Annotated in this window: 31 protein-coding genes; 16 read left to right on the top strand and 15 right to left on the bottom strand. The window is 67.4% G+C overall.

The genetic code is table 11. The annotated features are described in order from the left end of the window. The first annotated feature begins 168 nt into the window (after positions 1–168). Both BW971_RS11375 and BW971_RS11370 read left to right on the top strand, forming a co-directional pair. On the top strand, positions 169–945 hold the full coding sequence (locus BW971_RS11375) for an MTB12 C-terminal domain-containing protein (RefSeq protein ID WP_076479853.1): 777 nt from the start codon (positions 169–171) through the stop codon (positions 943–945). A 44-nt stretch (positions 946–989) separates the two neighbouring features. Further along, the gene (locus BW971_RS11370) at positions 990–1,940 is read left to right on the top strand and encodes an ABC transporter substrate-binding protein (RefSeq protein WP_076479597.1); all 951 of its coding nucleotides are present in this window, start codon (positions 990–992) and stop codon (positions 1,938–1,940) included. A gap of 6 nt (positions 1,941–1,946) precedes the next feature. On the opposite strand, the gene BW971_RS11365 is transcribed toward BW971_RS11370, so the two are convergent. Together BW971_RS11365 and BW971_RS11360 are read right to left on the bottom strand one after the other, a co-directional pair. Beyond that, positions 1,947–2,585 (bottom strand): flavin reductase family protein, encoded by a 639-nt coding sequence (locus tag BW971_RS11365; protein ID WP_076479595.1) that lies wholly within the window; start codon positions 2,583–2,585, stop codon positions 1,947–1,949. A gap of 168 nt (positions 2,586–2,753) precedes the next feature. Continuing rightward, positions 2,754–3,092, bottom strand: coding sequence for a histone-like nucleoid-structuring protein Lsr2 (locus tag BW971_RS11360; protein ID WP_076479592.1), 339 nt, complete (start codon positions 3,090–3,092; stop codon positions 2,754–2,756). Positions 3,093–3,703: 611 nt separating this feature from the next. Here BW971_RS11360 and BW971_RS11355 point away from each other — a divergent pair. After that, positions 3,704–5,122, top strand: coding sequence for a DEAD/DEAH box helicase (locus BW971_RS11355; RefSeq protein ID WP_407701216.1), 1,419 nt, complete (start codon positions 3,704–3,706; stop codon positions 5,120–5,122). Positions 5,123–5,139: 17 nt separating this feature from the next. Here the strand turns inward: BW971_RS11355 and BW971_RS11350 are convergent, their stop codons facing one another. Together BW971_RS11350 and BW971_RS11345 are read right to left on the bottom strand one after the other, a co-directional pair. Then, positions 5,140–5,550 carry a DUF4190 domain-containing protein gene (locus BW971_RS11350; RefSeq protein ID WP_076479589.1) on the bottom strand — a complete coding sequence of 137 codons (411 nt, stop codon included), beginning with the start codon at positions 5,548–5,550 and terminating at the stop codon, positions 5,140–5,142. A 72-nt stretch (positions 5,551–5,622) separates the two neighbouring features. After that, the gene (locus BW971_RS11345; protein ID WP_159441852.1) at positions 5,623–6,300 is read right to left on the bottom strand and encodes a hypothetical protein; all 678 of its coding nucleotides are present in this window, start codon (positions 6,298–6,300) and stop codon (positions 5,623–5,625) included. A gap of 28 nt (positions 6,301–6,328) precedes the next feature. Here BW971_RS11345 and trhO point away from each other — a divergent pair, with 28 nt between their 5' ends. The 6 genes from trhO to BW971_RS11315 all read left to right on the top strand — a co-directional run bounded on the left by trhO (position 6,329) and on the right by BW971_RS11315 (position 11,619). Further along, positions 6,329–7,183, top strand: a complete 855-nt coding sequence (gene trhO / locus BW971_RS11340) for an oxygen-dependent tRNA uridine(34) hydroxylase TrhO (protein WP_076479583.1) — start codon at positions 6,329–6,331, stop codon at positions 7,181–7,183. Then, positions 7,180–8,295, top strand: coding sequence for a CobW family GTP-binding protein (locus BW971_RS11335; protein ID WP_234974360.1), 1,116 nt, complete (start codon positions 7,180–7,182; stop codon positions 8,293–8,295). Before trhO ends, BW971_RS11335 begins: the two co-directional genes overlap by 4 nt. Then, positions 8,292–8,555, top strand: a complete 264-nt coding sequence (locus BW971_RS11330; protein ID WP_083709791.1) for a DUF3253 domain-containing protein — start codon at positions 8,292–8,294, stop codon at positions 8,553–8,555. The genes BW971_RS11335 and BW971_RS11330 overlap by 4 nt, the downstream gene beginning before the upstream one ends. Positions 8,556–8,771: 216 nt before the next feature. Then, positions 8,772–9,929 (top strand): N-acetylmuramoyl-L-alanine amidase, encoded by a 1,158-nt coding sequence (locus BW971_RS11325; protein ID WP_083709842.1) that lies wholly within the window; start codon positions 8,772–8,774, stop codon positions 9,927–9,929. A 26-nt stretch (positions 9,930–9,955) separates the two neighbouring features. Beyond that, entirely contained in the window at positions 9,956–10,852 is an 897-nt protein-coding gene (locus BW971_RS11320; RefSeq protein ID WP_076479578.1) for an SDR family oxidoreductase, read from the top strand. Further along, on the top strand, positions 10,849–11,619 hold the full coding sequence (locus BW971_RS11315) for a fructosamine kinase family protein (protein ID WP_076479575.1): 771 nt from the start codon (positions 10,849–10,851) through the stop codon (positions 11,617–11,619). The genes BW971_RS11320 and BW971_RS11315 overlap by 4 nt, the downstream gene beginning before the upstream one ends. A 4-nt stretch (positions 11,620–11,623) precedes the next feature. Here BW971_RS11315 and BW971_RS11310 read toward each other — a convergent pair whose 3' ends face one another. Genes BW971_RS11310 through BW971_RS11295 form a run of 4 tightly spaced genes read right to left on the bottom strand, consistent with a single transcriptional unit; the run spans position 11,624 to position 15,943 of the window. Further along, complete coding sequence (locus BW971_RS11310; RefSeq protein WP_143690314.1) at positions 11,624–12,577, bottom strand: DUF6542 domain-containing protein; 954 nt, start codon at positions 12,575–12,577, stop codon at positions 11,624–11,626. Positions 12,578–12,626: 49 nt separating this feature from the next. Then, positions 12,627–13,826 carry a DNA recombination protein RmuC gene (locus BW971_RS11305; RefSeq protein WP_076479570.1) on the bottom strand — a complete coding sequence of 400 codons (1,200 nt, stop codon included), beginning with the start codon at positions 13,824–13,826 and terminating at the stop codon, positions 12,627–12,629. 36 nt (positions 13,827–13,862) lie between these two features. Further along, on the bottom strand, positions 13,863–14,417 hold the full coding sequence (locus tag BW971_RS11300) for a methylated-DNA--[protein]-cysteine S-methyltransferase (protein ID WP_076479568.1): 555 nt from the start codon (positions 14,415–14,417) through the stop codon (positions 13,863–13,865). After that, entirely contained in the window at positions 14,414–15,943 is a 1,530-nt protein-coding gene (locus BW971_RS11295; RefSeq protein WP_083709782.1) for a DNA-3-methyladenine glycosylase 2 family protein, read from the bottom strand. The genes BW971_RS11300 and BW971_RS11295 overlap by 4 nt, the downstream gene beginning before the upstream one ends. A gap of 138 nt (positions 15,944–16,081) precedes the next feature. Between BW971_RS11295 and BW971_RS21140 the strand changes: the two genes are divergently transcribed. Beyond that, positions 16,082–16,327, top strand: coding sequence for a hypothetical protein (locus BW971_RS21140; protein ID WP_143690313.1), 246 nt, complete (start codon positions 16,082–16,084; stop codon positions 16,325–16,327). Positions 16,328–16,338: 11 nt separating this feature from the next. On the opposite strand, the gene BW971_RS11290 is transcribed toward BW971_RS21140, so the two are convergent. Further along, positions 16,339–17,364, bottom strand: coding sequence for a PQQ-dependent sugar dehydrogenase (locus BW971_RS11290; protein WP_159441851.1), 1,026 nt, complete (start codon positions 17,362–17,364; stop codon positions 16,339–16,341). Between the two features lie 272 nt (positions 17,365–17,636). On the opposite strand from BW971_RS11290, the gene BW971_RS11285 reads away from it, so the two are divergent. From BW971_RS11285 to BW971_RS11265, 5 genes are read left to right on the top strand one after another with little or no spacing between them, the layout of a single operon-like run. Continuing rightward, on the top strand, positions 17,637–18,221 hold the full coding sequence (locus tag BW971_RS11285; protein WP_076479566.1) for a type 1 glutamine amidotransferase domain-containing protein: 585 nt from the start codon (positions 17,637–17,639) through the stop codon (positions 18,219–18,221). A gap of 8 nt (positions 18,222–18,229) precedes the next feature. Beyond that, positions 18,230–19,189 (top strand): TIGR03557 family F420-dependent LLM class oxidoreductase, encoded by a 960-nt coding sequence (locus BW971_RS11280; RefSeq protein ID WP_076479842.1) that lies wholly within the window; start codon positions 18,230–18,232, stop codon positions 19,187–19,189. A gap of 38 nt (positions 19,190–19,227) precedes the next feature. After that, complete coding sequence (locus tag BW971_RS11275) at positions 19,228–20,466, top strand: AI-2E family transporter (protein WP_083709779.1); 1,239 nt, start codon at positions 19,228–19,230, stop codon at positions 20,464–20,466. 49 nt (positions 20,467–20,515) lie between these two features. Then, complete coding sequence (ychF, locus tag BW971_RS11270; protein WP_076479564.1) at positions 20,516–21,613, top strand: redox-regulated ATPase YchF; 1,098 nt, start codon at positions 20,516–20,518, stop codon at positions 21,611–21,613. A 27-nt stretch (positions 21,614–21,640) separates the two neighbouring features. Beyond that, positions 21,641–22,123, top strand: coding sequence for a hypothetical protein (locus tag BW971_RS11265; RefSeq protein WP_076479562.1), 483 nt, complete (start codon positions 21,641–21,643; stop codon positions 22,121–22,123). Between the two features lie 269 nt (positions 22,124–22,392). Here BW971_RS11265 and BW971_RS11260 read toward each other — a convergent pair whose 3' ends face one another. Further along, positions 22,393–23,400 (bottom strand): hypothetical protein, encoded by a 1,008-nt coding sequence (locus BW971_RS11260; protein ID WP_143690312.1) that lies wholly within the window; start codon positions 23,398–23,400, stop codon positions 22,393–22,395. Between the two features lie 65 nt (positions 23,401–23,465). Between BW971_RS11260 and BW971_RS11255 the strand changes: the two genes are divergently transcribed. Beyond that, positions 23,466–23,735: a hypothetical protein gene (locus tag BW971_RS11255; RefSeq protein ID WP_076479559.1), complete on the top strand. Its 270-nt coding sequence runs from the start codon at positions 23,466–23,468 to the stop codon at positions 23,733–23,735. 122 nt (positions 23,736–23,857) lie between these two features. Here BW971_RS11255 and BW971_RS11250 read toward each other — a convergent pair whose 3' ends face one another. The 5 genes from BW971_RS11250 to BW971_RS11230 all read right to left on the bottom strand — a co-directional run bounded on the left by BW971_RS11250 (position 23,858) and on the right by BW971_RS11230 (position 26,456). Next, the gene (locus BW971_RS11250) at positions 23,858–24,256 is read right to left on the bottom strand and encodes a hypothetical protein (RefSeq protein ID WP_076479557.1); all 399 of its coding nucleotides are present in this window, start codon (positions 24,254–24,256) and stop codon (positions 23,858–23,860) included. A 66-nt stretch (positions 24,257–24,322) separates the two neighbouring features. Continuing rightward, entirely contained in the window at positions 24,323–24,535 is a 213-nt protein-coding gene (locus BW971_RS11245) for a hypothetical protein (RefSeq protein ID WP_076479555.1), read from the bottom strand. Positions 24,536–24,625: 90 nt separating this feature from the next. Next, on the bottom strand, positions 24,626–25,015 hold the full coding sequence (locus tag BW971_RS11240; protein WP_076479554.1) for a type II toxin-antitoxin system VapC family toxin: 390 nt from the start codon (positions 25,013–25,015) through the stop codon (positions 24,626–24,628). Continuing rightward, entirely contained in the window at positions 25,012–25,248 is a 237-nt protein-coding gene (locus tag BW971_RS11235) for a type II toxin-antitoxin system VapB family antitoxin (RefSeq protein WP_076479552.1), read from the bottom strand. The genes BW971_RS11240 and BW971_RS11235 overlap by 4 nt, the downstream gene beginning before the upstream one ends. A 71-nt stretch (positions 25,249–25,319) precedes the next feature. Next, a complete protein-coding gene (locus BW971_RS11230; RefSeq protein WP_143690311.1) occupies positions 25,320–26,456 on the bottom strand; it encodes an acid phosphatase in 1,137 nt (378 codons plus the stop codon). Positions 26,457–26,599: the final 143 nt, after the last annotated feature.

The following is a 26,599-nucleotide window of genomic DNA, read 5'->3' as shown; positions in this document are numbered from 1 at the left end:
GCGATCGCAGTTCGCGCATAGACGCGGAGAGTCCACTGGGAGGCATAGACCATGACACAGAGTGACCCGGATGGAACCGACCATCGTGCCCCGTTCGCGGCATATCGCGATCAGTCGTCACCCGGGACGGATCAGCCCAGCGAGCCGCCGGATCACGAGGATCGGCCCGTGTCGCGGAATGCATCGACGGTGAACATCCCGACCATCGTGGCGTCGGCCGGTGTGGCCGCGGTCGTCTCGGCCCTGATCGTCACCATCGGCGTGGTGGGCCTGATGATCTCCAACGGGAGCGCCGGTCGAAGCGCCGCTGTGGCGGAGACCCCGACGGTGGTCAATCTGGGTGCGGCTCAGGGCGCGACGGGTCGCGCGACGGTGTCCGGGGGCGATGTCGGTGTGCCCTCGTCCGGCGCTGCCGCTCCGACCGCGGAGCAGGTTCCCGACGGGGGAGGGGGCGCGGAAGGGTCGCAACCGGCCGCCGCGCTCACTCAGTCCGACAACGGCGGAGCCGGGTCGGATCATTCGTCGCTTGTCGGGACGCAGGAGGGTGGAGGATCCGTACAGGCAGCTCCACAAAGCCGACAACAAGCTGTTACTCCTGCTCCGCTGAGTCCGGCGCAGCTCAACACCAAGATCTCGGTGATCATGAACACGTCCGCCTCCAGGTCGGTCCGCGCCGATGAGCTCGAAAGCGGGGCACGAGGTCTCACGTCGATCGATCGAGTGGCGCAGCTGCTGCGGGTCAGCGGTGCGGGATTCACCTACCAGATGGTGGGGCCGGTACAGCAGCGCGGCACCACCTTGTCCGCCAGGCTTCAGATGTCGCTGGTGGGCAACGGTTCTCGATACCGCGACTTGAGCTGGGTGTGGACGGGTGACAAGTGGAAATTGAGCCGCAAGAGCGTGTGTGACGTCGCCGCCTATGCCATGATCCCGTGTTCGGCCTGACGCCGGTGGTGCGTCGTCCGACGAGGCGACGCCCTCGAGGGTCGATGTCGGTGGTCGTCGCACTGGCCGTGGCGCTGGCCGGTACCGGTTGTTCGACAGCCGACGACACCGCGGCGGCGGCGCCGGTACAGATCAACCTGCCCGACGGCAGACAGATCACCGTGCCGAAGGCTCCGAGGCGTGTCGTCACATTGGGCGGGCAATGGACCGACGTGGCCCTGTCGTTCGGTCTGACCCCCGTGGGTTACTACGACGGGCTCGAGCAGCAGGGTACGGGCACGCCGCCCTGGTACGGCGACAAGCTGAAGAAGTCCGTTCCGGTCGACCCTTCGGGTGATCTCGTCGCGTCCGTCGCCAAGCTGAAACCCGACCTGATACTGGCACCCGGGTTCGCCTCGATGGCGGGTGGTTTCGATGCGTTGACCAAGCTCGCCCCCACCATCGACAAGATCAGTGGACAACAGGTCGACCCCTGGCAGGACATGGTCGCGCTGATGGGCACCATCCTCCATCGACCGGATGAGGCAACACGGATCACCGCCGGAGTCGACCGCACCATCACCGACGTCGCGCGCAGGTTCCCGGGATTGCGTGGCAAGACCTACACCTTCGCGTTTGCCTACGGTTCCGATCAGATGTCGGTGTTGGCGGACCCTTCCGACGGCGCGGGCAAGCTGTTCGGCCAACTGGGCCTACGCATCTCGAAGCAACTGACGCACGAGGCCGCCGAGTCCGGTCAACCGCGGGTACAGGTGAGTACCGAGAACTTCTCCCTGCTCGATTCTGATCTGCTTGTGCTGGCAGCGCAGACGCCACAGCTGCAGAAGCGTGTGGAGGGGTTGGGTGGATTTCGAGGTCTGGGTTCGGTGCGACGCGGGGCTGTGGCCATGCTGAACACGGTGCAGATCACCGGTTTGAACGAGCCCTCACCCAATTCGATCCCGTATGCATTCGGCCAGATGACGTCGGCACTGGCGGCCGTGTCGCGCGGGTGAGGTCACCTATTGTGGCCGTGTCATGTCGAAGTGTCCCTCGTCGGAGATGGTGTAGTAGCTCGACGCACCGCCGGCGCGGAGGACGGGGTCGGCAAGCGCGGTCTGATAGACGCCGTCGACCAGCAGCGTTCGATCGATGTGCACACCCACCACCTCACCGAAGACCATCGTGGTGACGGTCGGGTCACCGGAGGCGCTCCGCAACGGCACGATCTGACTGGTGCGGCACTCGAAGACCACACGTGCCTGCGCGACATGCGGTGCGTCGATGATTGTCGACTCCGCCGGGGTCAAGCCCGCCAGCGCGAACTCGTCGACGTCGGCGGGCACAGTCGCGGACGTCGCGTTCATCGCTCCTGCGAGTTCTCGGGTGACGAGATTCCAGCAGAAGTCGCCGGTCGCCCCAGAGTTGCCGAGGGAATCCTTGTCACCGTTGCTGGCGAATCCGATGATCGGGGGGATGTAGTTGAACGCGTTGAAGAAGCTGTACGGTGCCAGGTTCAACACTCCGTCGGCCGAACGACTCGAGATCCAGCCGATCGGTCGCGGCGCGATGATCGCGTTGAACGGTGAGTGTGGCAGGCCGCTGTCACCCGCGGGTTCGAAGAAGTGAAAGTCCCGGTCTGCCGCATCGTCGTAGCTCATCCCTCCATTGTGCGGGGTACCCGCAGGCGGCCGTCTCCCACGGCACGATTCGCAGTGAGGTACATGGGAACGACGAGGTCACCGGCGGCCGAGACGACGTCGACGGGGAAAGAAACGAGAGAACTCGTCGGGCGTCACGAATTCGTGGCAGCGGTGGTCCGTGGAGAATCAGTGCGCTTCTTCGAAAGCCTCGATCACTTTCAACGGGATGCGACCACGATCACTCACCTCGATACCGTTCGCGTTGGCCCAGTCGCGAATAGCTTGAGTCTGTTCTTTGGAGCGGGTGCCGGACCCATTGGACTGTACTTTCTTGGCCGCCCGTGATCCCCCCGAGCGCGAGATCTCGACGTACCGTGTCAACGAGTCACGGAACTGCGCCGCATGCTTCGGCGATGTGTCGAACTCATAGTGCTTTCCGTCCAACGACCACTTGACGGTCTCGAATTCGTCGAGAATCTTTCCGTCGAGGTCGTCGATGAATTGAACAACCTGCTTCTTGGCCACTGTTGGTCCTTCCTCGCTGAATGTCCACAAGTGCGGCGTTCCCAGACGGGCACACCACCGATGAGAAACACGACGCCTCCGTCTGTGATGGCGTCTTCAATGTTTGTCTTTCGACCGAACTATCGTCGGCTTGCGTGACGTTTTGCGGTAATCATACATGCACCTATTAGTGCCGTTCCGGCGAACACGCGGTGCCCCGTCACGATATCCAAGGTCGTATCATCGGTTGCCCCGGTGGTCCGAGATAACTTATCTGCGCTCGATTATCGAGTAGCAGCGAGAACATAAATACAGTTACCGTCGTCAGGTCATGGTGTTGCAACCCACAGTGGGGCTGCGGACGGAGCAAGGTACAGTTGAGGCAATTGGCGGACGGCCCCGCGGCGCGGAGCCTGCTGGAAACCGAGCGCGTGAGCGCGCCCGAACAGTGTCCCGGCCCGCCAGCGTCGATGAACGCTTCTTCGCACTGCGCACTCGCGCGAACTGTGGAACGCCCTCATGCGGCGAAACGGCGTGCGTACCCGCCCGCCGCCATTGTCATGCCGAGTATGCGGACATCCCGTGATTCCGGTGTGACAGTCACGAAAGGCTTTGACCCCTTGTCCACCGACATCAACATCACCGCTGCCGCCACCGCGGACGCGACCGACAGCCCGACCACGAAGACCTTCGCCGCGCTGGGCGTCCCGTCCGCGTTGGTCGCAGCGCTGGCCGCCGACGGTAAAGAACACGCATTCCCGATCCAGGAATCGACCCTGGCGGACACCTTGGCCGGGCGCGACGTCCTCGGCCGCGGTCGTACCGGCTCCGGCAAGACCCTGGCGTTCGCCATCCCGGTGGTCGCCAAGGTGGCCGCGACCGGTGCCGCACGACCGGAGCACCCCGCCGCGTTGATCCTGGCACCCACCCGGGAGCTCGCCACCCAGATCGCCGCTGCGGTGGAGCCGTTGGCCCGCGCGGTCGGCATGACCGTCAGCACCGTCTTCGGCGGGGTCAACCAGCGCCGTCAGGTCGACGCACTGCGCCGTGGGGTCGACATCCTGGTCGCCTGCCCCGGTCGTCTCGAGGACCTGATGGGACAGGGCCATGTGCGCCTCGACCGGGTCTGCATCACCGTGCTCGACGAAGCGGATCACATGGCCGACCTCGGGTTCCTGCCCGGCGTCACCCGGATTCTCGCCGCCACACCGCCCAATGCGCAGCGGTTGCTGTTCTCGGCCACCCTGGACAACGGCGTGGACAAGCTGGTCAAGCGCTTCCTGACCGATCACCGCACACACGCCGTCGACTCGGCCAGTTCTCCGGTCACCGCGATGACCCACCACGTGTTCTCGGTTGCCGACCAGGCGGGTAAGAACGAGGTCCTCGACGCGCTGGCGTCCGGGTCGGGCCGCCGCATCCTGTTCACCCGCACCAAACATCAGGCCAAGAAGTTGGCCAAGAAGATGACCGCGTCGGGAATCCCGGCGGTCGATCTGCACGGCAATCTGTCGCAAGCCCAGCGCGACCGCAACCTCGCCGCGTTCTCCGACGGCGGCGTGCGCGTGCTGGTCGCCACCGACGTGGCTGCCCGTGGCGTGCACGTCGACGAGGTCGAGCTGGTGGTGCACGTGGACCCGCCCGCCGAGCACAAGGCCTACCTGCACCGCTCGGGTCGCACCGCTCGGGCAGGCAGTGCCGGCGACGTGGTCACCCTGTGCCTGCCGGACCAGCGTCGCGACCTGACGTCGCTACTGCGCCGAGCCGGGGTGAAGGCCACGCCCACCCCCGTGACCGCCACGTCCGTGGAGGTGTCCGACCTGGTCGGCGAGGTCGCCGAGCGCGTGACGCCGGCACCGGTCGCCGCCACCCCGCAGCAGAGCCGCCCGCGGCGTGGCTCGGGTAATGCCTCGGGATCCGGGGCGCGGCGCGGAGGTCGCGGGGGTCAGGGTGCTCGTAGCCAGGGCGGACGGTCGCAGGGCGGACGCGGCGGCGCCGGGCACGGACGCGGCGGCCCGGCACGACGTGCGGAGCGTCATCGCGCCAACTGATCGGCGCGAGCGGATCGTCAGTGCGATCCGGCGACCACCAGCACGATGAAGCCCACCACGAGCAGCACGCCGACCACCATGATGGCGACCTGGATCCAGCCGAGGATCCGACCGGCGACGGCGAGTCCGTCGCCGGTCTGCGTTCCACCGGCACGGACGATCTCCCGTGACGCCATGCGTCCCAGGACCACCGCGGGTATGCCCAGGATCAGGAAACCGGTGACGAATCCGGCGATACCGCAGATCAGTGCGGCGATGGCCTTCCCGTTGGTGGTGACCACCGCCGGCGGGGCATAGGCGTACACCGGCGGTTGATACCCGACCGGGCCGTAGGCCGACTGTTCACCCGGATATGGATGGGTCTGCCAGTCCGCCGCATCCGGCGGCGCCCACTGGTCGGCGGACGGCTTCTGCAGTGGATCGCTCATGGCACGATGCTATGTGTCCGGCGCCGGTTTCGGATCCCGCGCCCGCAATCCTGCTTCTGGGGGATGACTCGATCAGTCACCAGGGGCGGGGTCGGTGCCGTCCACGGTGACGACCCGGCCGCCGGAGACCGCGAACCCCGTCTGTGGCCGGCTGGCCATGCAGGTCAGCCCGCGTTCGGAGTTCAGGCAGGTGAACGTGTCCACCGAGATCGACTTGCCCTGGGGCAGCCGGGTCGCGGTCGCGTAGACGGTGTCAGACGACGAGCATGCCTGGGGTCGCGCGCCTGCCCCGTCCAAGACCAGCTGGGTGCGCGCTTTGGTGCACGTCGACGGGGGACTGGCGGTCAGGTTTCTCACCCCGCTCACCGAGCACACCAACCGGGGTGAGTCACCCGACTGGGTGGCGCAGGTGAGACCGTCGGCGGTGAACGCGAACTCGGAAATGGTCCGCGACGTGCCACCGTCTTCGGTGGCACCGCGGTGATAGTCGCCGTTGTCGACCCGCTTGGAGCTCGACAGCAGCGCACCCAGCGAACCCGCCCGCGGGGTCCGTGCCTGCAACGTCTGTTGCGGCGGGGTGGTGGTGTCCTCGGGTGCGGTCTCGCTCGACAGAGCGTCCTGCCCCGGGATGTCGATGCTCTTGGGTCCGTTGTTGCCGCCGCATCCGGCGAGCATCAGGATCGCCAGCAGCACGCCCGCCACTCCTGCGGTCCGTCGCTGCATGCCCGACGGTCGCCGCCAGATGTTCACCCGCATGTCCCCCCGTACCCTTGCATCTGTGTCGACACCCAAGATCGTCCTGTTCTACGTCTTCACACCCCTCGCCGATCCCGAGGCGATCCGACTGTGGCAGCACGCACTGTGTGAATCGCTCGGTCTGCGGGGGCGCATCATCGTCGCACCCCACGGCATCAACGCCACGGTCGGCGGCGACATCCGACCGGTGAAACGGTACGTCAAGGCGACCAGGTCCTATCCTGCCTTTGCCGGAATGGATGTCACATGGTCCGACGGCGGCGGGGACGACTTCCCGCGGTTGTCGGTGCGCACCCGGCCCGAGATCGTCAGTTTCGGCAGGCCCGACGAGATCAGTGTCGACGAGCGTGGCGTGGTGGACGGCGGGAACCGGTTGCAGCCGACGCAGCTGCACGAGTTGATGGCGGATCGCGACGACGTGGTCCTGTTCGACGGCCGCAACGCGATCGAATCCGCGGTCGGGCGAATGCGGGGTGCGGTGCGTCCCGACGCCACCACCACCGCGGACTTCGTCGACATCCTCGACAGTGGTCGCTACGACCACCTCAAGGATCGACCGGTGGTGACCTACTGCACCGGTGGTGTGCGATGCGAAGTGCTCTCGGCATTGATGACCGCGCGGGGGTTCCGTGACGTGTACCAACTCGACGGCGGCATCGTCCGCTACGGCGAACAGTTCGGCGACCGCGGCCTGTGGGAGGGCGCCCTCTATGTCTTCGACGGCCGGATGACCACCCGGTTCGGTGAGGGTGGTGCGACGGTGGGCCGTTGTCGGGTGTGTGCGTCACCGACCGACAATGTCGCGAACTTTCCCGACGAGCTGGGCCGCGAACTCGCGGTGGTGTGCGCGGACTGTCTGGCTCGGGCCGCGTCGTGACCGCTGGTGTGCCGTCGAGTGCGCCGACTCCGGTACTGGTGGTCGCGGGCTTTCTCGGCGCCGGAAAGACCACGCTGCTCAACCATCTGTTGCGCACCGCGGACGGCACCCGGATCGGCGTGGTGGTCAACGACTTCGGAGCCATCAACATCGACGCGCTGTTGGTCGCCGGACAGTCCGAGTCGACGTTGAGCCTCGGCAACGGGTGCATCTGCTGCAGCGTGGACGATTCCGAGTTGGCCGACGCCCTCAGCGACCTGGCCCGCCCCGCGCTCGCGCTCGACCTCATCGTCATCGAGGCCAGCGGGTTGGCCGAACCACGGAATCTGGTGCGTATGGTGCTCGGTCTCGACGACCGGCGGTTGCGCTACGGCGGTCTGGTCTACGTGGTCGACGCGGCCAACGTGGTCGCGACGCTCGCCGAGCATCGCGGTCTCGGGGCGCACCTCGCACTCGCCGACCTGATCGTGGTGAACAAGGCGGACCTCACCCGCGATGTGGACGGCGTGCGGTCGCAGATCCGGCGGTTCAACCCGACCGCCGCGCTGTTGCGGACCGTCGGTGCCCGGGTACCCACCGAACTGCTGGTCGATCCGTCGCCGCGCGCCCCGTCGTCGGGACCCGAGCAACTCGGCTTGGACGCGTTGATGCGGGAGTTGGAGACGGACGACTGCGCTCGGGACGACGACCACTCCCATGACCACCTGCACGACGCATACCAGTCGGTCTCCTTCGCCACCCGTCAGCCGCTGCGCCCTCGGGCACTGGCACGGTTCCTGGAGCGACCGCCGGACGGGGCGTACCGGATCAAGGGCGTCGCCGACTTCGACATCCCCGGCCACCGTGATCGCTACGAGGTGCACGCGGTGGGCGGACACGTCGGCATCCGCGCCCGTCGATGGCGTCCCGACGAGGATCGCCGGACGCGGCTGGTGGTGATCGGTGCGGGACTGGACGAGGCGGTGGCTAGGCACGCGCTGGCCGAGTTGCAGCGGCCCGACGACGAGCCCGTCGACCGGCAGTCGATGGTGACGATCACCCGCTATCTACCCGCGGCGGGAACCGCCGAACCGTGGATCGCGCCGGATGCGGCCGACGCGGAGCCGTTGTGACGCCGACACCGGTGTCCGACAAGCGCATCGCCGACACCCTCCTGGACCTGCTCGATCGACGTTCCCCGGCATCGTCCATTTGTCCGTCCGACGTGGCCCGCGCGCTCCGCGACGACGACTGGCGCGCGTTGATGCCCGCTGTCCGTCGCGTGGCCGACCGGCTCGCTGCCGACGGTCGATGTGAGGTGACGCAGCGCGGCGAGGTCGTCGAAGCGGAATCCGCGCGTGGTCCGATCCGGATCCGACGGCCACGCCAGTAACGAGGCATGCACCGTCTGATCACGGCGACCTAACGAAAGCCGGGGGAGTCGGCAGAGATTTCCCAAAAGTCTCGATCGCTGGTTCACTGTTGTCGATGTGACTGATGAGACCTTTGTGCCTTGTGTGACTGAAGTGTCGCATGAGATTCGACTCGACCAGTCGCGACACGTCGACCAGGAAGGAGAAGCCGTGCGCCACGCCGCGCGGTGACCACCATGAGCAAAGCCCCCCGCACTCGTGTGACAGTTCTCGCCGGTTCCGCCTGCCTGGCCGCGGTCGCACCATTGCTGATCGCGCCGGGTTCGGCGTCGGCGGCCCCTACGACCTCGACTCCCAGTGCACCGGCCACCGCCGCCCCCGCTGCGAAGGGCACCGCACTGACCGGCAAGACCGTCTTCCTCGATCCCGGCCACCAGGGTGGTTCGGCGGGTCAAAAGCTCGACAAGAAGGTCCCCGACGGTCGCGGCGGCACCAAGGACTGCCAGACAACCGGCGCGACCAGCGTCAACGGTGTGCCCGAGCACACGGTGAACTGGGATGTCACCCAGCTGGTCAAGGCAGGTCTGGAGAGCCAGGGCGCCAAGGTGTTGCTGAGTCGGCAGAACGACACCGGGTGGGGTGGCTGTGTGGACGAGCGGGCCAAGGCGGCCACAGCCTCCAAGGCCGACGTCGCGGTGAACATCCACGCGGACTCGACGTCGGCCTCCGCGGATCCGAGCAAGAGCGGGTTCCACGTCATCGTGCCGCAGCTGCCGATTCCCGATGCAAACGTCAACAAGGTCCAGTCGACCACCGGGCTCGCCGCGTCGAAGGTGATGCGCGATGCGTTCAAGAAGACCGGGTTCACCCCGGCGAACTACGCCGGTGTGGTGGACGGCCTGCAGACTCGCTCGGACATCGCGGCCGTCAACCTGACCGGTGTGCCCGACGTCTTCATCGAGATGGGCAACCTCGCGAACCCCACCGAGGCCGCGCAGCTGACCGGTAAGGACGGGCAGCTGAAGTACGCGCTCGCGATCACCGACGGCATCGTGCAGCAGGTGGTCGGGCAGAAGGCCACCGCGTCGACGACCGCGCCCACGACGACCACGCCGTCGACGAGCAGCCCGAGCCTGCCGCAGGGGCAGAGCGTGCCGGGAACCACCGGAACCACGGGCACCACCACTGCGCCGAGCACGGGTACCTCGCAGAGCGGTATCGACGTGACCGGTCTGAAGTCGGTGATCCCCCTGGTGCAGGAGCTGATGAAGAGCAAGAACCCCAACGCGATCGCCGGAGTGCTCGCCGGTGAGGGACAGGACACCTCGTCACAGGTGCTCAAGGCCATGCTCTCGGTGCTGTACTCGGCATTCGGTGGCAAGCTCCCGATCTGATGTGAGGTCGCCCGTAGGGTTGGGCCATGAGTCTTCGTGACCTGCTGACCATGCGACCACCGGTGCCGTCCCTGCGCGGCCGTCGGGTGCTGATCACCGGCGCCGCGGGCGGTATCGGTCGGGCGACCGCCGCGGCCGCGGCCGCCGAGGGTGCGCAGCTGATCCTGACCGACATCGCCGCCGACGCGCTCGACGTGGCGGTCGCCGAGTTGGTGGCCGATGGCGGCGAGGTCGCGTTCCATCGAGCCGGGGACGTCGCCGACCACGCGTGGGTGCAACGGTTCGCCGATCAGGTGACCGCTGAGGTCGGCGTGCTGGACGTGGTGATGAACGTTGCGGGTGTCTCGGCCTGGGGCACCGTGGAGAACCTGGACCACGAGCGTTGGCGTCGGATGATCGACATCAATCTGATGGGGCCCATCCACATCATCGAGTGCTTCGTGCCGCAGATGGTGCGGGGCGGCCGCGGTGGGCAACTGGTCAACGTCTCCTCGGCGGCCGGTTTGTTGGCCTTCCCGTGGCATGCGGCGTACAGCGCGAGCAAGTTCGGCGTCCGGGGACTGTCGGAGGTGTTGCGCTACGACCTGCGCAGGCACCGGATCGGGGTGTCACTGGTCTGCCCGGGCGCGGTCGCCACCCCGTTGGTGGAGACCGTCGACATCGCGGGTATCGATCGCGACAACCCCAAGATCCGGCGCGCCGTCGGGCGGTTCCATGATCGCGCCGTCAGTTCCGAACAGGCCGCGGAGGCCATACTGAACGGGGTTCGTAGGAACCACTTCCTGGTCTTCACCTCGCCCGACGTCCGGTTCGGTTACTGGGTGTCTCGAAAATGGGCCCTGCCCTACGAGATCGCGATGCGCGCGGCGAACGACCAGTTCGACCGGTTGGCCAGGGCCGTGACCGCATCGGAGACCGTGTGAGCGCAGGCGACGCGTTCCGCAAGGATCGTCGCAACGCGCCCGACGACTTCTTCGCGGCCGAGGCGGCATCGTTGCGATGGTTGCGCGACGCGGGCGCGCCGGTGGTCGGCGTGGCGTCGGTCGGTGACGACCACATCGAGCTGACGCGACTGGCGTCAGCGGCGCCGAGTGCGTCCGCCGCCGAACACTTCGGTGCCGCACTGGCCGACATGCACGCCGCCGGCGCACCCGCATTCGGCAGTCCGCCGGAGGGCTTCACCGGGCAGCAGTACATCGGAAATCAGCCGCTGAGCTCCACGACCCACTCCTCCTGGGGTGTTTTCTACGCCGAGGAGCGGATACTGCCGTTTCTCGACGTCGCGGTGTCACGGCGCAATGTGTCCGGCGCGGACGCGGAGGTGGTTCGCGCCGTCTGCGCGGACCTGTCGGCGGGCGACTTCGACGACGATGAGCCACCTGCCCGCATCCACGGTGATCTGTGGACCGGGAACGTGATGTGGACTCCGGATGGTGTGGTGATGATCGATCCGGCTGCTCACGGCGCGCACCGGGAGACCGATCTGGCGATGCTCGCGTTGTTCGGTTGCCCGCATCTGGAGTCGGTGTTCGCCGGCTACGCGGGTCGGTGGCCGTTGCGTGGGGGCTGGCGCCGACGGATCCCGCTGCACCAATTGCATCCGTTGGCCGTCCACGCGGCGAGCCACGGACCCTCGTACGGCCGTGAACTCGGCCGTGCCGCGCGCCAGGTACGGGCGCCCGAGGCGTGAGGGGTCAGGGTTCGCGGCGGTGAGGTCGCCTGCTCGCGGGCTGCACCCACAGATCGTCGTGGTCGTCGACCGGCGGGGCCGCGCGGCGTCGGCGCGGCTGTTCCCGGGGCTCATCGATCGGTCGCTCACCGCGCGCACGGCGGGCACGCGGCGGCGCGGCGCGGCGCGGGTCCGACGGCTCGGTGGCCAACACTGTGGTGGGACTGTCGTCCGGGGTGCCGGTGGAGGTTGCGCGGCGGGCCGGGGGAGCGCCGCGACTCGGCCGGCCGGTTGGTTGTGGGTCGCGTCGCGCGGGCGCGGTGGTCCGGCCATCGGCTCCGCGCCGTTCGACGCGGTCACGCTGTTCGGTGGTGCGGGCACGCTCGTCGGACGAGGCGCGCCCGTTCGCCCGGACCCGCTCGCCGCGACGTGCTTGGGTCGCAGTGGTTCGCTCGGCACCCTGGCGGTCGGAGGCGGACCGGCGTGGGGTGGTTCGACCGGTGCCCGCGCGCGAGGTGGCGCGGGATCTGGTGGCGGTGGCCCCGCCGGTCGGTCGGGTGGTGAACCAGCGCGCCCCGGCGAGCGCGACGACCAGCACGAAGGTCCAGCCCATCAGCGGGAACAGCTTCGCGATGGGCAGCAGAACGTTGATGATCAGACCCTTGACGCCCTCGGTGGTGCCCGCATTGGCGGCGTAGAGCGCGATCAACGCGATTCCGAAGAGCAACAGCGGTGGTTGTGCCGCGGCGGTGAACAGCGCGCGACGCCGGACGGCGAGTACCGCGGCCACGCAGCCCAGGAAATAGAGGACTTTGAAGGTCGCCCCCAGCGAACCGCTCGGCGCGTCGATGGCTGCTCCGACGGCACTGGGTACGACGGCGATGAGCACCGCACCCCACCACGGGACGCCACGATAGGCGGGCAGCACCGACTGCTGATCCCGGGAGACTCCCGGACCGGAACGCTGGGCTGATCGCACGCTTAGACGGTACCGGGTGAACATCGGAAAACCCGTACCGGTTGTCCGGCTAGTCGCGTGCTGTGGGCGGCGCCACCCCGGTCTCGCCGTTCGTCACGACGGTCCGCGTACGGCGTTCGACGGTCTGCAATCGCGAGCCCTCGTCCTCGTTGATCAGGCCCAATGCCTCCAGTTCACCGAGCTTGCGCGCGGTCACCGTGACGCGGCTGTCGATGGTCCCGACGGCGGAGTTGAACGACTCGACCGCCTTGTCGAGCGATGATCCGAGCCGGTTCAGGTGGCCGCCGACCGTGTTGATGCGATGATGCAGTTCGCGACCCAGACCGAGGATGTGTGCGGCGTCGCGGGACAGGGCGTCGTGTCGCCACCCCAGTGCGACGGTCCGGAGCAACGCGACCAGGCTCGACGGCGTGGCGATCACCACGTTCCGTGCGAAGCCGAACTCCAACAGGTCGGGGTCGTGACGGCAGGCGGCCTCGAGAATCGGATCGGCGGGAACGAACATCACCACCAGATCGGGACTCACCCCTGTCCGGGTGGAGACCGCCGACCAGTACTTCTTGTGGGCCAGCGCGGAGACATGCGCTCGCATGGCCCGAGCGTGCCGCCCCAGCTCCTGTCGCTCGATGCCGGGATCGTCGGTGGCGACCGCGTCGAGGTAGGCCGCCAGTGGCACCTTCGCGTCCACCACCACCGTGCCGTCGTCGGGTAACCGGACCACGAGATCGGGTCGTACCCCGGCCTCGTCACTGCCGGCACCGTTGACCTGCTCGTCGAAATCACAGTGTTCGCTCAACCCGGCCAGCTCCACCACCCGCCGCAGGTGGAGCTCACCCCACCGGCCGCGCAGCTGCGGTGCGTGCAGGGCGTTGGTGAGGCGATGTGTCTGCGAACCCAGCTGGGTGGTCGCCATCCGCATCTCGCCGACCTGCTGGCTGAGACCTGCGTAGGCGCCGATCCGGTTGTGTTCGGTGCGGCGTACCTCGTTCGCGAGCTGATCGAGAGTGGTCAACAACGGTTCGACGATGTGCGAGACCTGTGAACCGATCGCACCGGACTGGCGACGTGCGGCGTCCTCACTGGCCGACGCCAGTGATCGGACCAGCAGCTCGTGATTCGACGCCCCGGCGTCGATTTCAGCCCGAGCGGCGGCCACCCGCGCCGACGCCCGGGACTGCACGGCCAGACCACCGATCACCAGCCCGATCACCAGACCCAGCAGCAGTCCGAGCCCGACATGCGCATCCATGCCCGGCATGATGCCGGTCGGGTCCGACAGCGTCGGTCAGGACACGGTGGCCGTGTCCCGGTCTCGGGCGGGGTGTGCCTCCCTGGCCAGCAACGACGACTTGATGTCGGTGCCGTAGCGGAACCCTCCCAGGGAACCGTCGGTGCGCAGCACCCGATGACACGGCACGAACAGCGCCGTCGCGTTGCGGGCGCACGCGCTTGCCGCCGCACGGACGGCGGGTGGCCGTCCGGCGCGGTCTGCGAACTCCTGATAACTGACCGGATCACCCGGGGCCACGGTCCGCAGCACCTTCCAGGCGTGCAGCAGGAACTCCCCACTGTGCTGGCGGACTGGGATCTCGTCGATGGCGTCGAGCTGTCCGGCGTAGTACCGGCTCACCGCTGCGCCGGCCGGGCCGGCGTCCGAGCTCGCGGTCACCGTGGCCGGTCGCAGAGAGGGGTGGATCAGGGCGCGGAGTTCCTCGACGACGTCGGTCCAGCCGGACGCGAGGACCGCACCATCAAGGTCACGGATCAGCGTGAACGGGCCGTCGGGGGTGGTCAGCGTGGTCCACGTCGGGGTTGTGGTGGTCACGGCAGGAGCGGTCATCGGGAGGTCCTCTCATCGGGAGACAGCATGGGTTCGGACGTGTGGAGATGGCGGTGCCACAGATGCATGGACGCATACGACCGCCACGGTGACCAGTGATCGGTGTGGCGTAGGTCCAACCCCGCCGCGTCGGCGGAGCGTCGGATCACCAGGTCGGTGTCGAGCAGGATGTCGGGATCGCCCAGCGTGCGCATGGTCACGTAGTCGGCGGTCCACGGACCCACGCCGGGCAGGGTCAGCAAAGCGCTGCGGAGGTCGTCGCGTCGCATCCCGGGGTGGATCGCCAGGCCACCGTCGGCGATCGTGCGTGCGGTGGCGATGATCGAGTCGACTCGCCGTCGTGGCCCGGTGAGCACCTCCGCGCCGCGGTCGGCGACGGCGACTGCTGTGGGAAACACGTGGGTCACCGCACCCGACGGTTCCGCCAGCGGTTCGCCCAGCGCGCCGACCAGCCGGGCACCGTGCGTGCGAGCCGCCTTGAGACTGATCTGCTGGCCGATCATCACCCGCAACAACAATTCGGTGGACCCCACCGATCCGGGCACCCGGATGCCGGGCAGCGCCGCGACCGACTCCGCCAACGCAGGCGTCGCGGCCAGCACCTCGTCGGCCGCGGCGACATCGGCGTCGAGATCCAACAACCGTCGCACCCGGTTCACCGCGGTGCCCATGTCCCGCAGATCGAGTCGCGAGAACGTCGCGGTGATCTGCGTCGACGACAACGTCAACTCGACCACGGCGGGCCCGTGCGGCAGGTCGAGACTGCGTCGGTAGGAGGTCCCGTCGAACTCCTCGACCCCGTCGATCACATGTGCCGCCAGGAACCATTCCAGCCAACGCGGGGTGAACGGTTGGCGCACCGGCAGATTCACTGTCACCGACCCCACGCCCGCGTCGGATGCGCCGTGTGCCGCCGCCGCGCGCGTTCGGCGTAGGTCGGAGGGATTCATCGCGAACACCTCGCGAATGGTGTCGTTGAACTGACGGATGCTGCGAAATCCCGAGGCAAAGGCGACGTCGGACATCGGCATCGTGGTCCGTTGGATGAGTATTCGGGCGTTGGTGGCGCGTTGCGCCCGCGACAACGCCAGTGGCCCCGCCCCGAGTTGCGCGGTCAGGATGCGGGTCAGATGCCGCCCCGAGTAGCCGAGTCGTGAGGCCAGACCGTCCACCCCGTCCCGGTCGACCACTCCGTCGGTGATCAACCGCATGGCACGGGCAGCGAGGTCATCGGACAGATTCCACCGAGGGGAACCGGGGACGGCGTCGGGCAGGCACCGGCGGCAGGCGCGGTAACCGGCCTGCTGTGCGGCGGCCGCGGTGAGCACGAAATCGACATTCTGCGGCTTCGGGGTGATGGCGGGGCAGGACGGGCGGCAGTAGATCCCGGTGGTCGCGACCGCGACGAAGAACTGGCCGTCGAACCTGTTGTCGCGGGCGCGCACGGCGCGGTAACAGCTGTCGAAGTCGAGCAGACCGATGGTGGTCGGGTCGGTCCTCGCCAGCTCCGCTCGGGTGATCGTCATGGCACCAGCCTCCCAGTCAGGCGCCGACTGTACTAGCGGAAATCAGCCATCACGATGGAGCCGAACTCCCGCGGTGTCCCGATGAGTTCATCCCGCGTTTTACTGGGCCTACGGGTCGATGCGTGCCAGACTGGAAACATGCACGTAACACGACGGAGGCGCAAGGAGAAGCCGCTCTCGGAATTCCCGGGATGGGGTCTGGAGATCATGATCGGCCTCTGCGGCGAGAATCAGATCCGCTCGGTCATCGAGTCCGAGCGACATTCCCCTCGTGAGGAGAACCCGGTCGAACAGTCCGCAACACATCCGATCGACGGCGCGACCGCCGACCTCGACGCCGTCAGCGGCCTCGTCGGCTTCATCGGCCGTTTCCGCAGGCACTGACGCCGTAGCGGTCAACCGGTCGTCGCCGGGCGTACGACCAGCACCTTGTCGTCGTCGCCGTTGTCGGTGGTGATCAGTAATGATCCGTCCGGGGCCCGGGTAATGGAACGTAGTCGTCCGTACTGGCCGACCAGGACGTCCGCACGCGCCGTTGTCCTCATCGAGTCGTCGGACAGTCTCAACAGCACCAATCGCTCACCCTTCAACGCCGCGGTGACCACCGCACCCGACCACGACCCCCACTGCGGTCCCAGAAAGTCCATGTCAGAGATCGCCAGCGTGGTGGGCCCGGTTGTCCACACCGGCAGGACGGCATCGGGATGCCGGGTGGTGTCGGTCATCGGTGTGGATTCGTCGTAGTTCGAGGTGCCGTTGTTCGGATCCCATCCGTAGTTCGCCCGGGGCACAAGCCGATTCAGTTCGTCGTCGAAGGTGGGCCCGTGTTCGGTGCTCCACAGTTGGTCGGTGTCGGGACGGAAGGCCAGACCCTGCGGGTTGCGGTGACCGAGCGACTGGATCGGCGTGCCCGGGAAGTCGTCGGCGGTGGGCGTCCCGGTGGTCGTGATGTGCAAGATCTTGCCACCCAGTACTTTCGGGTCCTGCGCGACCGTCGGTTCCGCGGTGTCCCCGGCGCCGACGAACAGCGTCGAGTCGGGCGCCTGCAGCAGCCGGCATCCGCTGTGGCGTCCGGACGGGTTCAGCGGTAAGCCGGTGATGACATCTCCCGCGCGGGTCATCGACGACCAATCGTCGGCCGCGGTCCAGCGCCGCACCCGGATGTCGAGCGTCGAGCCGTCGCGGTGCGTCTGGCAGGTGAACACGGTGCGATTGCCTGCGAAGTCGCGATCGAGCACCAACGACATGAGACCACCCTCACCCATGACGGCGAGGTCGCCCAGGTCGGCGCGCACATCGTGGACACGTCCGTCGGCGTCGCGGGCGACCACCCGGCCACCGCGTTCCCCGGTGATCATCGTGCCCGCAGGATCCAGGGCGACATCCCAGGGATGGCTGAGACCGGCGATCGCGGTCTCCACCCGGACTGCCGGCCCCGGCGTGGTCGATGGTGCGGCACCGGGTGTAGCGGTCGAATCACGCTGTCCGCAAGCGCACATCAGAAGAAGCAACCCACTGACGAGGTTGAGGAGAGGTGCCGTGCGAGGCCGAAGCGATGAGATCTCGATGACCCCACCGTAGGCGACCGCACACGATCGCACGCGTACATTGGAAAGCGTATGGGTCGTTCGCCCGATGACGGGTCGACGGCCATCGTGAGTCCAGTCGGCGGCTCGTCACGACAGGAGTTCGCATGGCAGACAAGCTGACCGGACGTACCGTGGCCTTTCTGGTCGCACCCGAGGGTGTGGAACAGGTGGAGCTGACCGAACCGTGGAAGGCTGTGGAGAACGCCGGTGGGGTGCCTACTCTGGTGTCCACCGATTCGGGGACACTGCAGGGTTTCAACCATCTCGACAAGGCGGACACCTTCACCGTGGACACCACGGTGGACGCGGTGACCGCGGCCGATTTCGACGCATTGGTGCTGCCCGGCGGAGTGGCCAACCCCGACTACCTGCGCACCGTGTCGGACGCGGTGGACTTCGTCAAGGGATTCTTCGAGGCGGGCAAACCGGTCGCGGTCATCTGCCACGGACCGTGGACCCTCGTGGAGGCCGACGTGCTGCGTGGCCGTCGGATCACGTCGTGGCCCAGTGTGCGCACCGACATCACCAACGCCGGCGGCAACTGGGTGGATGAAGAGGTGGTCACCTGCACGGCGGGACCGAACACCTTGGTGTCCAGCAGGAATCCGGACGATCTGCCCGCTTTCTGCGAGCAGTTGGTCGGTGTGATCGCCGAGTCGGGCGACCCCGTGGTCCCGAGTCCCTCATGAGCGGGTCCATCAAAGTCGGCTACAAGCTGATGGCGGAGATCTTCGACCCCAAGGAGATCGTTAGGCAGGCGGTCGCGGCCGAACGGGCCGGTTTCGATTTCGTCGAGGTCAGCGACCATTACCACCCGTGGTTGTACAGCCACAAACACTCCGGGTTCGCCTGGTCCATGCTGGCCGCGATCGCGGTACAGACCGAGCGGATCGAGCTCGCGACCGGGGTCACCTGTCCGTTCATGCGCTATCACCCGGCGATCATCGCGCAGGCGGCGGCGACCACCGCGGTGCTCTCCGACGGGCGGTTCGTCCTCGGGGTGGGATCCGGTGAGCGATTGAACGAGCATGTCACCGGCCAGGGATGGCCATCGGTGCGGGTGCGCCACGAGATGCTCCGTGAGGCACTCGAGGTCATCCGATTGCTGTGGGAGCCCGGCTATCACAGTTATGAGGGCAAGTACGTGACCGTCGACGACGCACGTGTCTTCGACCTGCCGGATCGGTCACCACAAATCGTCGTCGCCGCGGGTGGTGACCGGTCCGCGGCCCTCGCCGCGGACCTCGGCGACGGATTGTTCGTCACCGAGCCGCTCTCGGAGTTGGTGCAGGGTTACCGGGATGCAGGTGGCAGCGGCCCGCTGTACGCCGAGGTACCCATGTCCTATTCGTCGGACCGGCAGGCGGCCATCACGTCGGCGCATGAGAAGTTCCGCTTCGGCTTGACCGGGTGGAAGGTGCAGGCCGAGTTGCCCAATCCGATCAACTTCGAGGCCGCGACCAGTGCGATCCGCGAGTCCGACATCGCCGAGGCCATGCCCTGCGGGGATGACCAGTCGGCGATGGTGCAGGCCGCGCAACAGTTCTCCGACGCGGGATTCGACCACCTGACCCTGCTCAACGCCGGTCCCGACGTCGACGGCTTTCTCGAACTCGCCGCGGGCGGGTTGATCGACGAGGTCCGCGCGCTCGGTTGACCCGGGTCCGGGCTCGGCGGATATGACACGATCGGGGTATGGCGAACCCCGGCGACACAACGGATCCTGAGTCCCGTGGCACGGTGACCCGGGCCTCGGTCTTCCTGTCGGGGTTGCGTGGCACCGCGACGGTGAGTCTCCAGGTGATCCTCGTCGCGGGCGGGGCCGCTGTACTGCTCTGGGTGATCGGTGAGCTGTGGGTTGCGGTGTTACCGGTCCTGCTGTCGCTGGTGGTGTGCACGGTGCTGTGGCCGCCGACGCGGTGGTTGCGCAACCGCGGTCTGCCCCCGGCGGCCGCGGCCCTGTTGACCCTGCTGTTGGCCATGCTCGTGGTGGCCGGTGTGATCGCGGCGATCGCGCCGTCGGTGGTTCAGCAGTCGAGTGAACTCGCCGACCAGGCGTCCGATGGCATCACGAAGGTCCAGGAGTGGGCGCAGGGTCCGCCACTGAACATCACCGACGACCAGCTGAACTCAGCGGTCACGTCGCTGACCCAACGTCTGCAGAGCAGTAGCGCCACCATCGCATCGGGTTTCTTCACCGGGATCAGTGCCACCACCTCGGCGCTGGTGACGATCTTCTCGGCGTTGGTGATCACGTTCTTCCTACTCAAAGACGGAACCCGATTCCTGCCCTGGCTGCGTCGCAACACCGGCCAACCGGTCGCCGGACACCTCGGTGAGGTGCTCAGCAGGGTGTGGGCAACTCTCGGGGGCTTCATCCGCACGCAGGCGTTGGTCAGCCTGGTCGACGCCTTCTTCATCGGACTGGGTCTGGTGATCCTGGGCGTGCCGCTGGCCTACGCGCTCGCGATCGTCACCTTCATCGGCGGGTTCGTCCCCATCGTCGGGGCGTTCGTGGCCGGTGCCCTGGCGGTGTTGGTGGCGCTGGTGTCCAAGGGCGTCGTCACGGCGCTGATCGTGCTGGCCATCATTCTCGCGGTGCAGCAGTTGGAGGGGAACGTCCTGCAGCCGTGGTTGCAGTCGAAGTCGATGAACCTGCACGCGGTGATCGTGCTGTTGGCGGTGACCGTGGGGTCGTCGCTGTTCGGGATCGTGGGGGCGTTCCTGGCCGTGCCCGCAGCCGCGTCGGGCGCGGTGGTGATCCGGTATCTCAATGAACAGATCGCGCTGCGCGCGGGGGAGCCGCTGCCCGAACCCGACGACGAACCACCGCCCAAGGCCGGGTGGTGGGCCGCGGCGAAGTCGCGCCTGGGTCTGGCGTCGCGTGGGGACTCGGCCTCGGATGGTGGTGGAGAGACCGAGCAGCCAGTCTGACCGGCAGTCGATTCGGGCGGGCCGGTGATGATCACTAGACTGGTCGTCCGTGAGCCTCACCCTCGGAATCGTCGGACTTCCCAACGTCGGCAAGTCGACCTTGTTCAACGCACTGACCCGCAACGATGTGTTGGCGGCGAATTACCCCTTCGCCACCATCGAGCCCAACGTCGGTGTGGTGGAGCTGCCCGACGCCCGGCTCGACCGACTGTCCGCGATCTTCGACAGCGCCCGGATCCTGCCCGCGACGGTGTCGTTCGTCGACATCGCGGGCATCGTGAAGGGCGCCTCCGAGGGCGAGGGGATGGGCAACCAGTTCCTGGCCAACATCCGTGAGGCCGACGCCATCTGTCAGGTGGTCCGGGTCTTCGCCGACGACGACGTGGTGCACGTCGACGGTCGGGTGGACCCGGCGTCGGACATCGAGGTCATCGAGACCGAGCTGATCCTCGCCGATCTGCAGACGCTGGAGAAGGCGTTGCCACGGTTGGAGAAGGACGCCAAGAAGAACAAGGACCTCGCCGACACCGTCGCCGCCGCACAGGCCGCGCAACAGGTGCTGGATTCGGGCAAGACGCTGTTCTCCCAGCGTGATTCGCTGGATCTGGCGGCCGTACGCGATCTCCATCTGATGACCACGAAGCCGTTTCTGTACGTGTTCAACAGCGACGAGTCGGTGCTGACCGACGAGGCTCGTAAGCAGGAGTTGCGCGATGCGGTGGCGCCTGCGGACGCGGTGTTCCTGGACGCGAAGGTGGAGAGCGAACTGCTCGAACTCGACGACGAGGACGCCTCCGAGCTGTTGGAGTCGATTGGACAGACCGAGCCGGGGCTGCACTCGTTGGCACGCGCCGGTTTTCACACCCTGGGCCTGCAGACCTACCTGACCGCGGGACCCAAGGAGTCGCGGGCCTGGACGATCCACCGCGGCGACACCGCACCCAAGGCGGCCGGGGTGATCCACACCGACTTCGAGAAGGGCTTCATCAAGGCGGAGATCGTCTCCTTCGACGACCTCGACACCGCCGGTTCGATGGCCGCGGCCAAGGCCGCGGGCAAGGTGCGCATGGAGGGCAAGGACTACGTCATGCAGGACGGTGACGTGGTGGAGTTCCGGTTCGGATCAACGTCTACGTCAAAGGGCTGACGTCCGCTTCCACGAGGGCGATGCGCGATGGACTTCGACGAGTATCCACCGGAGCTGGTGCGCGCCGTGGGCCTGGTGGTCATGTCCGCAGCGTGGGCCGAGGACAAAGCGGGCGAGCTGGTTCAGTTCAGCCACCAACGGTCGACCGGCACCTGGGGACCGGCGAGAGGCTGGGCTGCATCAGGTCGCCAGCTGGTGGAGGCGTTCGAAAAGGTGGTTGGCCCGGTGCTTGCGAAGCGCCTGCAGCACTTTCTCGACTACCGCAATGAGGTCGTCCACGGCGTCTTCATCCGCGGTGAGTTCGTCCCGCTGTGGGACGGCGAGGTCAACCCCGAGTGGGTGTCGATGAAGCGCCAGATGGGGAAGGACGACCCGGCCAGCATCGCCTCGGTGCCGTGGACCGTCGACAGCCTGCTCGAACTGGCACGCGACCTCTCCACGTTGGAGCTCGAGATCGACAACGAGATCAGCTACGCGATGGGCCTGAGAACGAGGCCGTCCGAGGAGTGACGCGGCCCTACTCTCGAACGTCTCGGCCGCCGCCCTCGGGCAGGTCGCCTCGGTAGGTGAGCGCCTCGCAGTTGCGACAGACCCAGGTGCGGCACGGGACCGGGCGCTGATTGGCCCAGCCGACGAGGTGCGTTCGGGGCGGTCGCCAGTCGGCGCCGCAGACAGGGCAGCGGCGCGGCTTTCACTCGATCAGGCGGGACACGGGCGACCTCCCTCGGCCCGCGACGAGTGAGTCCCACCGTAGCGGCGGCGCCCGACACCTTGCCGAGCTATCGGTCCCGCTGCCAGGGGGGCGTGTGAACGTCCTCGCCTCGCGCCAGCTGGCTGGAAAAGCGCCACGGCAAGTGCCCCATCTCGGGCCAGGCAAACCCCAGCGCCTTCCAGTTCTGAAACCCGGCGCGATCGAAATGTATTGCGGCAGGTCGGTAGATAGCCCGGTTGGCGGGACGTTCGAGCAGAACCGCGAACTCGATCCCCGCGCAACGGACAATTCCTCCGAAGCATTCGGGTCCGTCCTGTAGCACGCGCACGGCTATGGAGCGCGTCTTGACGCCCTCGGCTGTTGTCCGCGGAGGGGCGAGGTACATGCCTGCGCCGCTTGGCCACGGCTCTCCGCGCCAGAGTATTTCCGCCAGCTGCGAGCGGGGATACCGCAGGCCGAACCGATAAGCCGGAGAACCATCGGCGAGCGGCATCGTTTCCGTTGACAGCACCCCCCAGATCACTTTGAGCAACCAGAGTTCGATCGCTTGCCCGTGAACGAGCGTGAATGAACAGGGGAACTCGCCGTCCGGCCCGTAGTCAGCGACGAGGCTCAGCTGGTCGGCCACCAGCGCCCGGAAAAAGTGGGACGCGATCTTGTCGAGCGGGCTGAGTGCGTTGTTGTGGCGTCGACACAGGATCCGTGATGCGAGAGCCCCCACACCGACGGTTCGCGCCTCGCCTCGCGGAACCCAGGTTGTGCCCCCAATCGTGACGCCAGTGTCTTCATGGCGGATTTGCTCGAGGATGTCCTCGGTGATGTAGTGCTCGCGCGAGAGGTCTCGCGAGCAGTCGTTCGAAACGTTCCCGTAGCAGCTGGGGTGGGCGTAGCCCGTGCGCTCGTCCGTGAGCAGTGGCGGGAGCGGGTTAGCTACCCACGATAGGTCCGCGGCGCGGTGACAGCTGCGGGCTCTGCGGCCCGAGCCGCACACGCACGGATCGTCCGGCCGAGGTCCGTAGCCCCAGTCATTCCGCTCGAACTCGTCTATGCGGATTGACTCTCGTAGGTCACGCACGGCAACACCTCGGCCTCGGCTGCGCGCAGAAGTTGCCTGCACGTTCTGTTGCTTAAGTGTCAGGTATGACGACACCGAACCCCTGTACGACGCCCACCCGACACGCCGACCCGCGCTGCCGGCCTGTGCAGGGGTGGCGCGCACGCAAGGGCGTGCTGGCCTCGCGCGGCGAGGTTGAAGGGCCCCGGGTCGCTGAGGCCGACGCCGCCCTGGCGTTCTGGGCTGTGCACAAGCGCCTGACGGCCGCGGTCGAGGCCGGGACGATGCCCGCCGAGAACGTCGAGAACGTCGAGAAGGTCCTCGACCAGCTCGCCGAGGTCCCGCCTCGCAGCTAGCGGCCTAGCAGGGGATCACAGCCCCGAGACACCAGGAGCCACCGATGGCGACGACACTCGTTCCCACCACCCCCAGCCCGCGCATGCTCGTGCGCAAGTTCGTGGGCCCTCCGTGGCCGGACTTACAACCTGACGCCGAAGCTGCGGCGGTGTACGCCGCCCTCGACCAGCTGCCGGTTATCTGCCGGTGGGAGCAGCTGGAGGCGCTGTGGGCCTACCACACAGTCGATCTCGCCCAACAGGCGCGGCAGCAAGCCATCGTTCTTCGCGGTGCTCGGGTCCGGCTGACCGGGTCGACTGACGACGTGCGGCGGCTCGTGACTCAGCCGTGCGTGACTATCGACCGCTGCCTGCACCCCAGCTCGGTCGGCAGGGACGCCGGCGTCGGTCAGCAGGCGCCCGGCGACCTCGCGCTCGACCGTGACAGGTTCGAGCATCGCGAGATTGTGGGCGGCGCGGGCGTGGGTCTCGGTGCGGCTGGCCGCGGTCAGGTCGCACTCGTCGTAGCCCCACACGGTCACCGGGTCGAACGGGTCCAGCGACGTCGGCCGCGTGCCGGTCTTAATCTCGTCGCCGGGGTCACCGCATCAGTCGGCGCCCCAGATGCCGACGGAGTCGCCGAGGCCGTAGTTGCGGCGGCGCACAGCCAGACCCGCTGTGAGCCAGCGAGGTACGGCGTCGTCCTGCGGCCAGTCGGTCGCGGCGTAGAGCGCGCCCCGGCCGGGGGTGACCAGGGGAGCGGCGTAGTCGACCGGCAGCGGCTCGGTGGTGCGGGTCGGTTCGGGGAACGTGGTCGTCATGAGTCGGTCCTCATCTTCTCGACGCGGCGCCGCAATGCGGTCGAGTTTCGCTTCAACGTGTAGTCGAGTCGGCTGCAAGACTGGAACACCTCATGCAGGCGTGAGGTCCGTCTCGGAGAAGTCCGCACCGACGAAGAGCAGCGGCTCGCCGGATTGACTGGCGAGCGCGTACGCGAAGCAATCGCCGAAGTTGAGACGGGCTGAATGACCTGAGCCGCGCCCGAAGTCGCGATAGGCGTTGCGTGCGACCCGGGCGAGGTCCGCGGTGACCGGTTCTATCACCACCCCCCAACTGTCGAGCAGCTGATCGAGTTGGCGGCTGAGGGCGGGATCACGGGCCTGATCGACCACGATCGTCAGCTCTTGATATGTGCCGGCAGACATGCGCGGCGCATCGCTGTGGGCGAGAGTGTTGTCGAGCGCCTCCCACCCCGGTTCGGCCTTGATGACGGCCACCACAGCAGAGGTGTCGACGATCACCGTGGCAGCCCGGCCGTGTCGTAGAGAGTCTCGGTGTCGAGATCTATACCGATCGCGGCCCGCTGCATCAATCGGATCAGACTCAGACGCGTGGTCTGGTCGTCCTCGCGCCGCAATTCGGCGAGCAGCCGCTCGAGTGCCAACTCGATGGCGCTCGTCTGGTTGCGACCCGTGCGGCGAGCCACCTCACGGGCCAGCTCGTGCACGTGCTCGTTCTTGATGTTCAAGCCCATGGTAGAACTCTACCCGCTCACGGTAGAAGTTGATCGTTCTAGGCCATCGACGGACGATGACCGCACCCAACCTAGGAGGTGACCCAGGCCTTCGCGATGTCGAGACGCTGCCAGCCGCCGTTGGCGCCGGTCTTGTCCAGCGGGTAGCCCGAGGGCAGGGCGGTCTTGGCCAGGATCGCGCGTAGCTGAGCGTCGCTCAGACCCGGATGCGCGGCCCGGATCAGGGTCTCCGCACCTGCCGGTACCTGGACCGGGCGGCGGGTGTCACCGGTGGCGCCGAAGGAGTAGGTCTCGCGCTGCCGGTACGACCCCAGCGCTGTACTGGTGGAGACGTAGGGCTGCTGGCAGCGGACCACCGTGCCGATGGGTGCGCCGACCTTCGCGGCGAGCACCGTACGTGCCTGCTGCTTGGCCTCCGACAACAGGGCGCTGAACTTCTTGTCGCCCAACAGCTCCGTGACGACCGACTCGGACAGCATGCGTCCGCCGATCACGTCGAGCGGGTAGTGCACGCCCAACACCACACGGTGGTAGCCGTACTCGGCACCGCGGTACAGGACCTGCGGGCCGACCTCGGGGAACAACGTGGCGATCAGGAAGGCCTCGGCGAAGCCCCAGGTGGTGTGACCCGACGGGTAGGAACCGCTGCCGCGCACCGCCTCGTAGAGGTCGGGACGACCGTCACTGTAGTGACGGATCAGCTGCGGGGCGACCTCGAACGGGCGCGGGTTCTGGAAGTACTTCTTCTCTGCCGACGTCCCCACGCGCGCTTCGACGATCGCCTCCTCGCCGACGAGGAGCTGCGACACCTTCGGCAGCTGTCCTGCCGCGAGCGCCTGGCTGAAAGCGGTGCCGAGCCGCGACCCGAGTGAGTTGAAGATCGTCGCGGTGCCGATGTCGTAGTTGTCGCGGACGGCATACTGTGCCGTCGCGGGCGAGGCGGTGTTGTTGATGACGACCGTCTCCGCGAGGTTCTGGGCACGAACAACGGGGGAGATGCGCGAGAAGGCGTCGAGGACACCGATGTGGTCCTTGGGCTTCGCGGTGGCGAACGGATCGGCCAACTGTGCGGCGGTGTAACCACTGACACCGGGGATCGCCGTGGGGGCGAAGGTGCACGGCGCCGGCGCAGCTCCTGCACTCGCAGGCGTCAGTAGACCGACACCTGCCGCCACCGATACGGCCAGTGCCGCAAGCCGAACGCGCATCCTCATCGCTCCTGTCTCGCCCATGTGAACCGATCCCCGACGGAGCGGCCCGACTGTATGGCTCGGATGAGCATCACAGCGGCGAGCAACGGAGAGTCGTCATCGAGATGAATTTCAGATGACGGGCATGATGATCCTGCGGT

The organism is Williamsia sterculiae, from assembly GCF_900156495.1.
Lineage (GTDB): Bacteria > Actinomycetota > Actinomycetes > Mycobacteriales > Mycobacteriaceae > Williamsia_B > Williamsia_B sterculiae.
The sequence above is the reverse complement of the archived record's forward strand: the minus strand, read 5'-3'. Positions and strand labels throughout refer to the sequence as shown.

Coding starts and splice junctions, on each gene's coding strand:
- BW971_RS11325 (WP_083709842.1), top strand. CDS start 8,772: ATGAGCAAAGCCCCCCGCACTCGTGTGACAGTTCTCGCCGGTTCCGCC.
- BW971_RS11320 (WP_076479578.1), top strand. CDS start 9,956: ATGAGTCTTCGTGACCTGCTGACCATGCGACCACCGGTGCCGTCCCTG.
- BW971_RS11245 (WP_076479555.1), bottom strand. CDS start 24,535: ATGACGACCACGTTCCCCGAACCGACCCGCACCACCGAGCCGCTGCCG.
- BW971_RS11275 (WP_083709779.1), top strand. CDS start 19,228: ATGGCGAACCCCGGCGACACAACGGATCCTGAGTCCCGTGGCACGGTG.
- BW971_RS21140 (WP_143690313.1), top strand. CDS start 16,082: ATGCACGTAACACGACGGAGGCGCAAGGAGAAGCCGCTCTCGGAATTC.
- BW971_RS11300 (WP_076479568.1), bottom strand. CDS start 14,417: ATGACCGCTCCTGCCGTGACCACCACAACCCCGACGTGGACCACGCTG.
- BW971_RS11370 (WP_076479597.1), top strand. CDS start 990: ATGTCGGTGGTCGTCGCACTGGCCGTGGCGCTGGCCGGTACCGGTTGT.
- BW971_RS11305 (WP_076479570.1), bottom strand. CDS start 13,826: ATGGATGCGCATGTCGGGCTCGGACTGCTGCTGGGTCTGGTGATCGGG.
- BW971_RS11255 (WP_076479559.1), top strand. CDS start 23,466: ATGACGACACCGAACCCCTGTACGACGCCCACCCGACACGCCGACCCG.
- BW971_RS11285 (WP_076479566.1), top strand. CDS start 17,637: ATGGCAGACAAGCTGACCGGACGTACCGTGGCCTTTCTGGTCGCACCC.
- BW971_RS11265 (WP_076479562.1), top strand. CDS start 21,641: ATGGACTTCGACGAGTATCCACCGGAGCTGGTGCGCGCCGTGGGCCTG.
- BW971_RS11365 (WP_076479595.1), bottom strand. CDS start 2,585: ATGAGCTACGACGATGCGGCAGACCGGGACTTTCACTTCTTCGAACCC.
- BW971_RS11235 (WP_076479552.1), bottom strand. CDS start 25,248: ATGGGCTTGAACATCAAGAACGAGCACGTGCACGAGCTGGCCCGTGAG.
- BW971_RS11230 (WP_143690311.1), bottom strand. CDS start 26,456: ATGCGCGTTCGGCTTGCGGCACTGGCCGTATCGGTGGCGGCAGGTGTC.
- BW971_RS11350 (WP_076479589.1), bottom strand. CDS start 5,550: ATGAGCGATCCACTGCAGAAGCCGTCCGCCGACCAGTGGGCGCCGCCG.
- BW971_RS11295 (WP_083709782.1), bottom strand. CDS start 15,943: ATGACGATCACCCGAGCGGAGCTGGCGAGGACCGACCCGACCACCATC.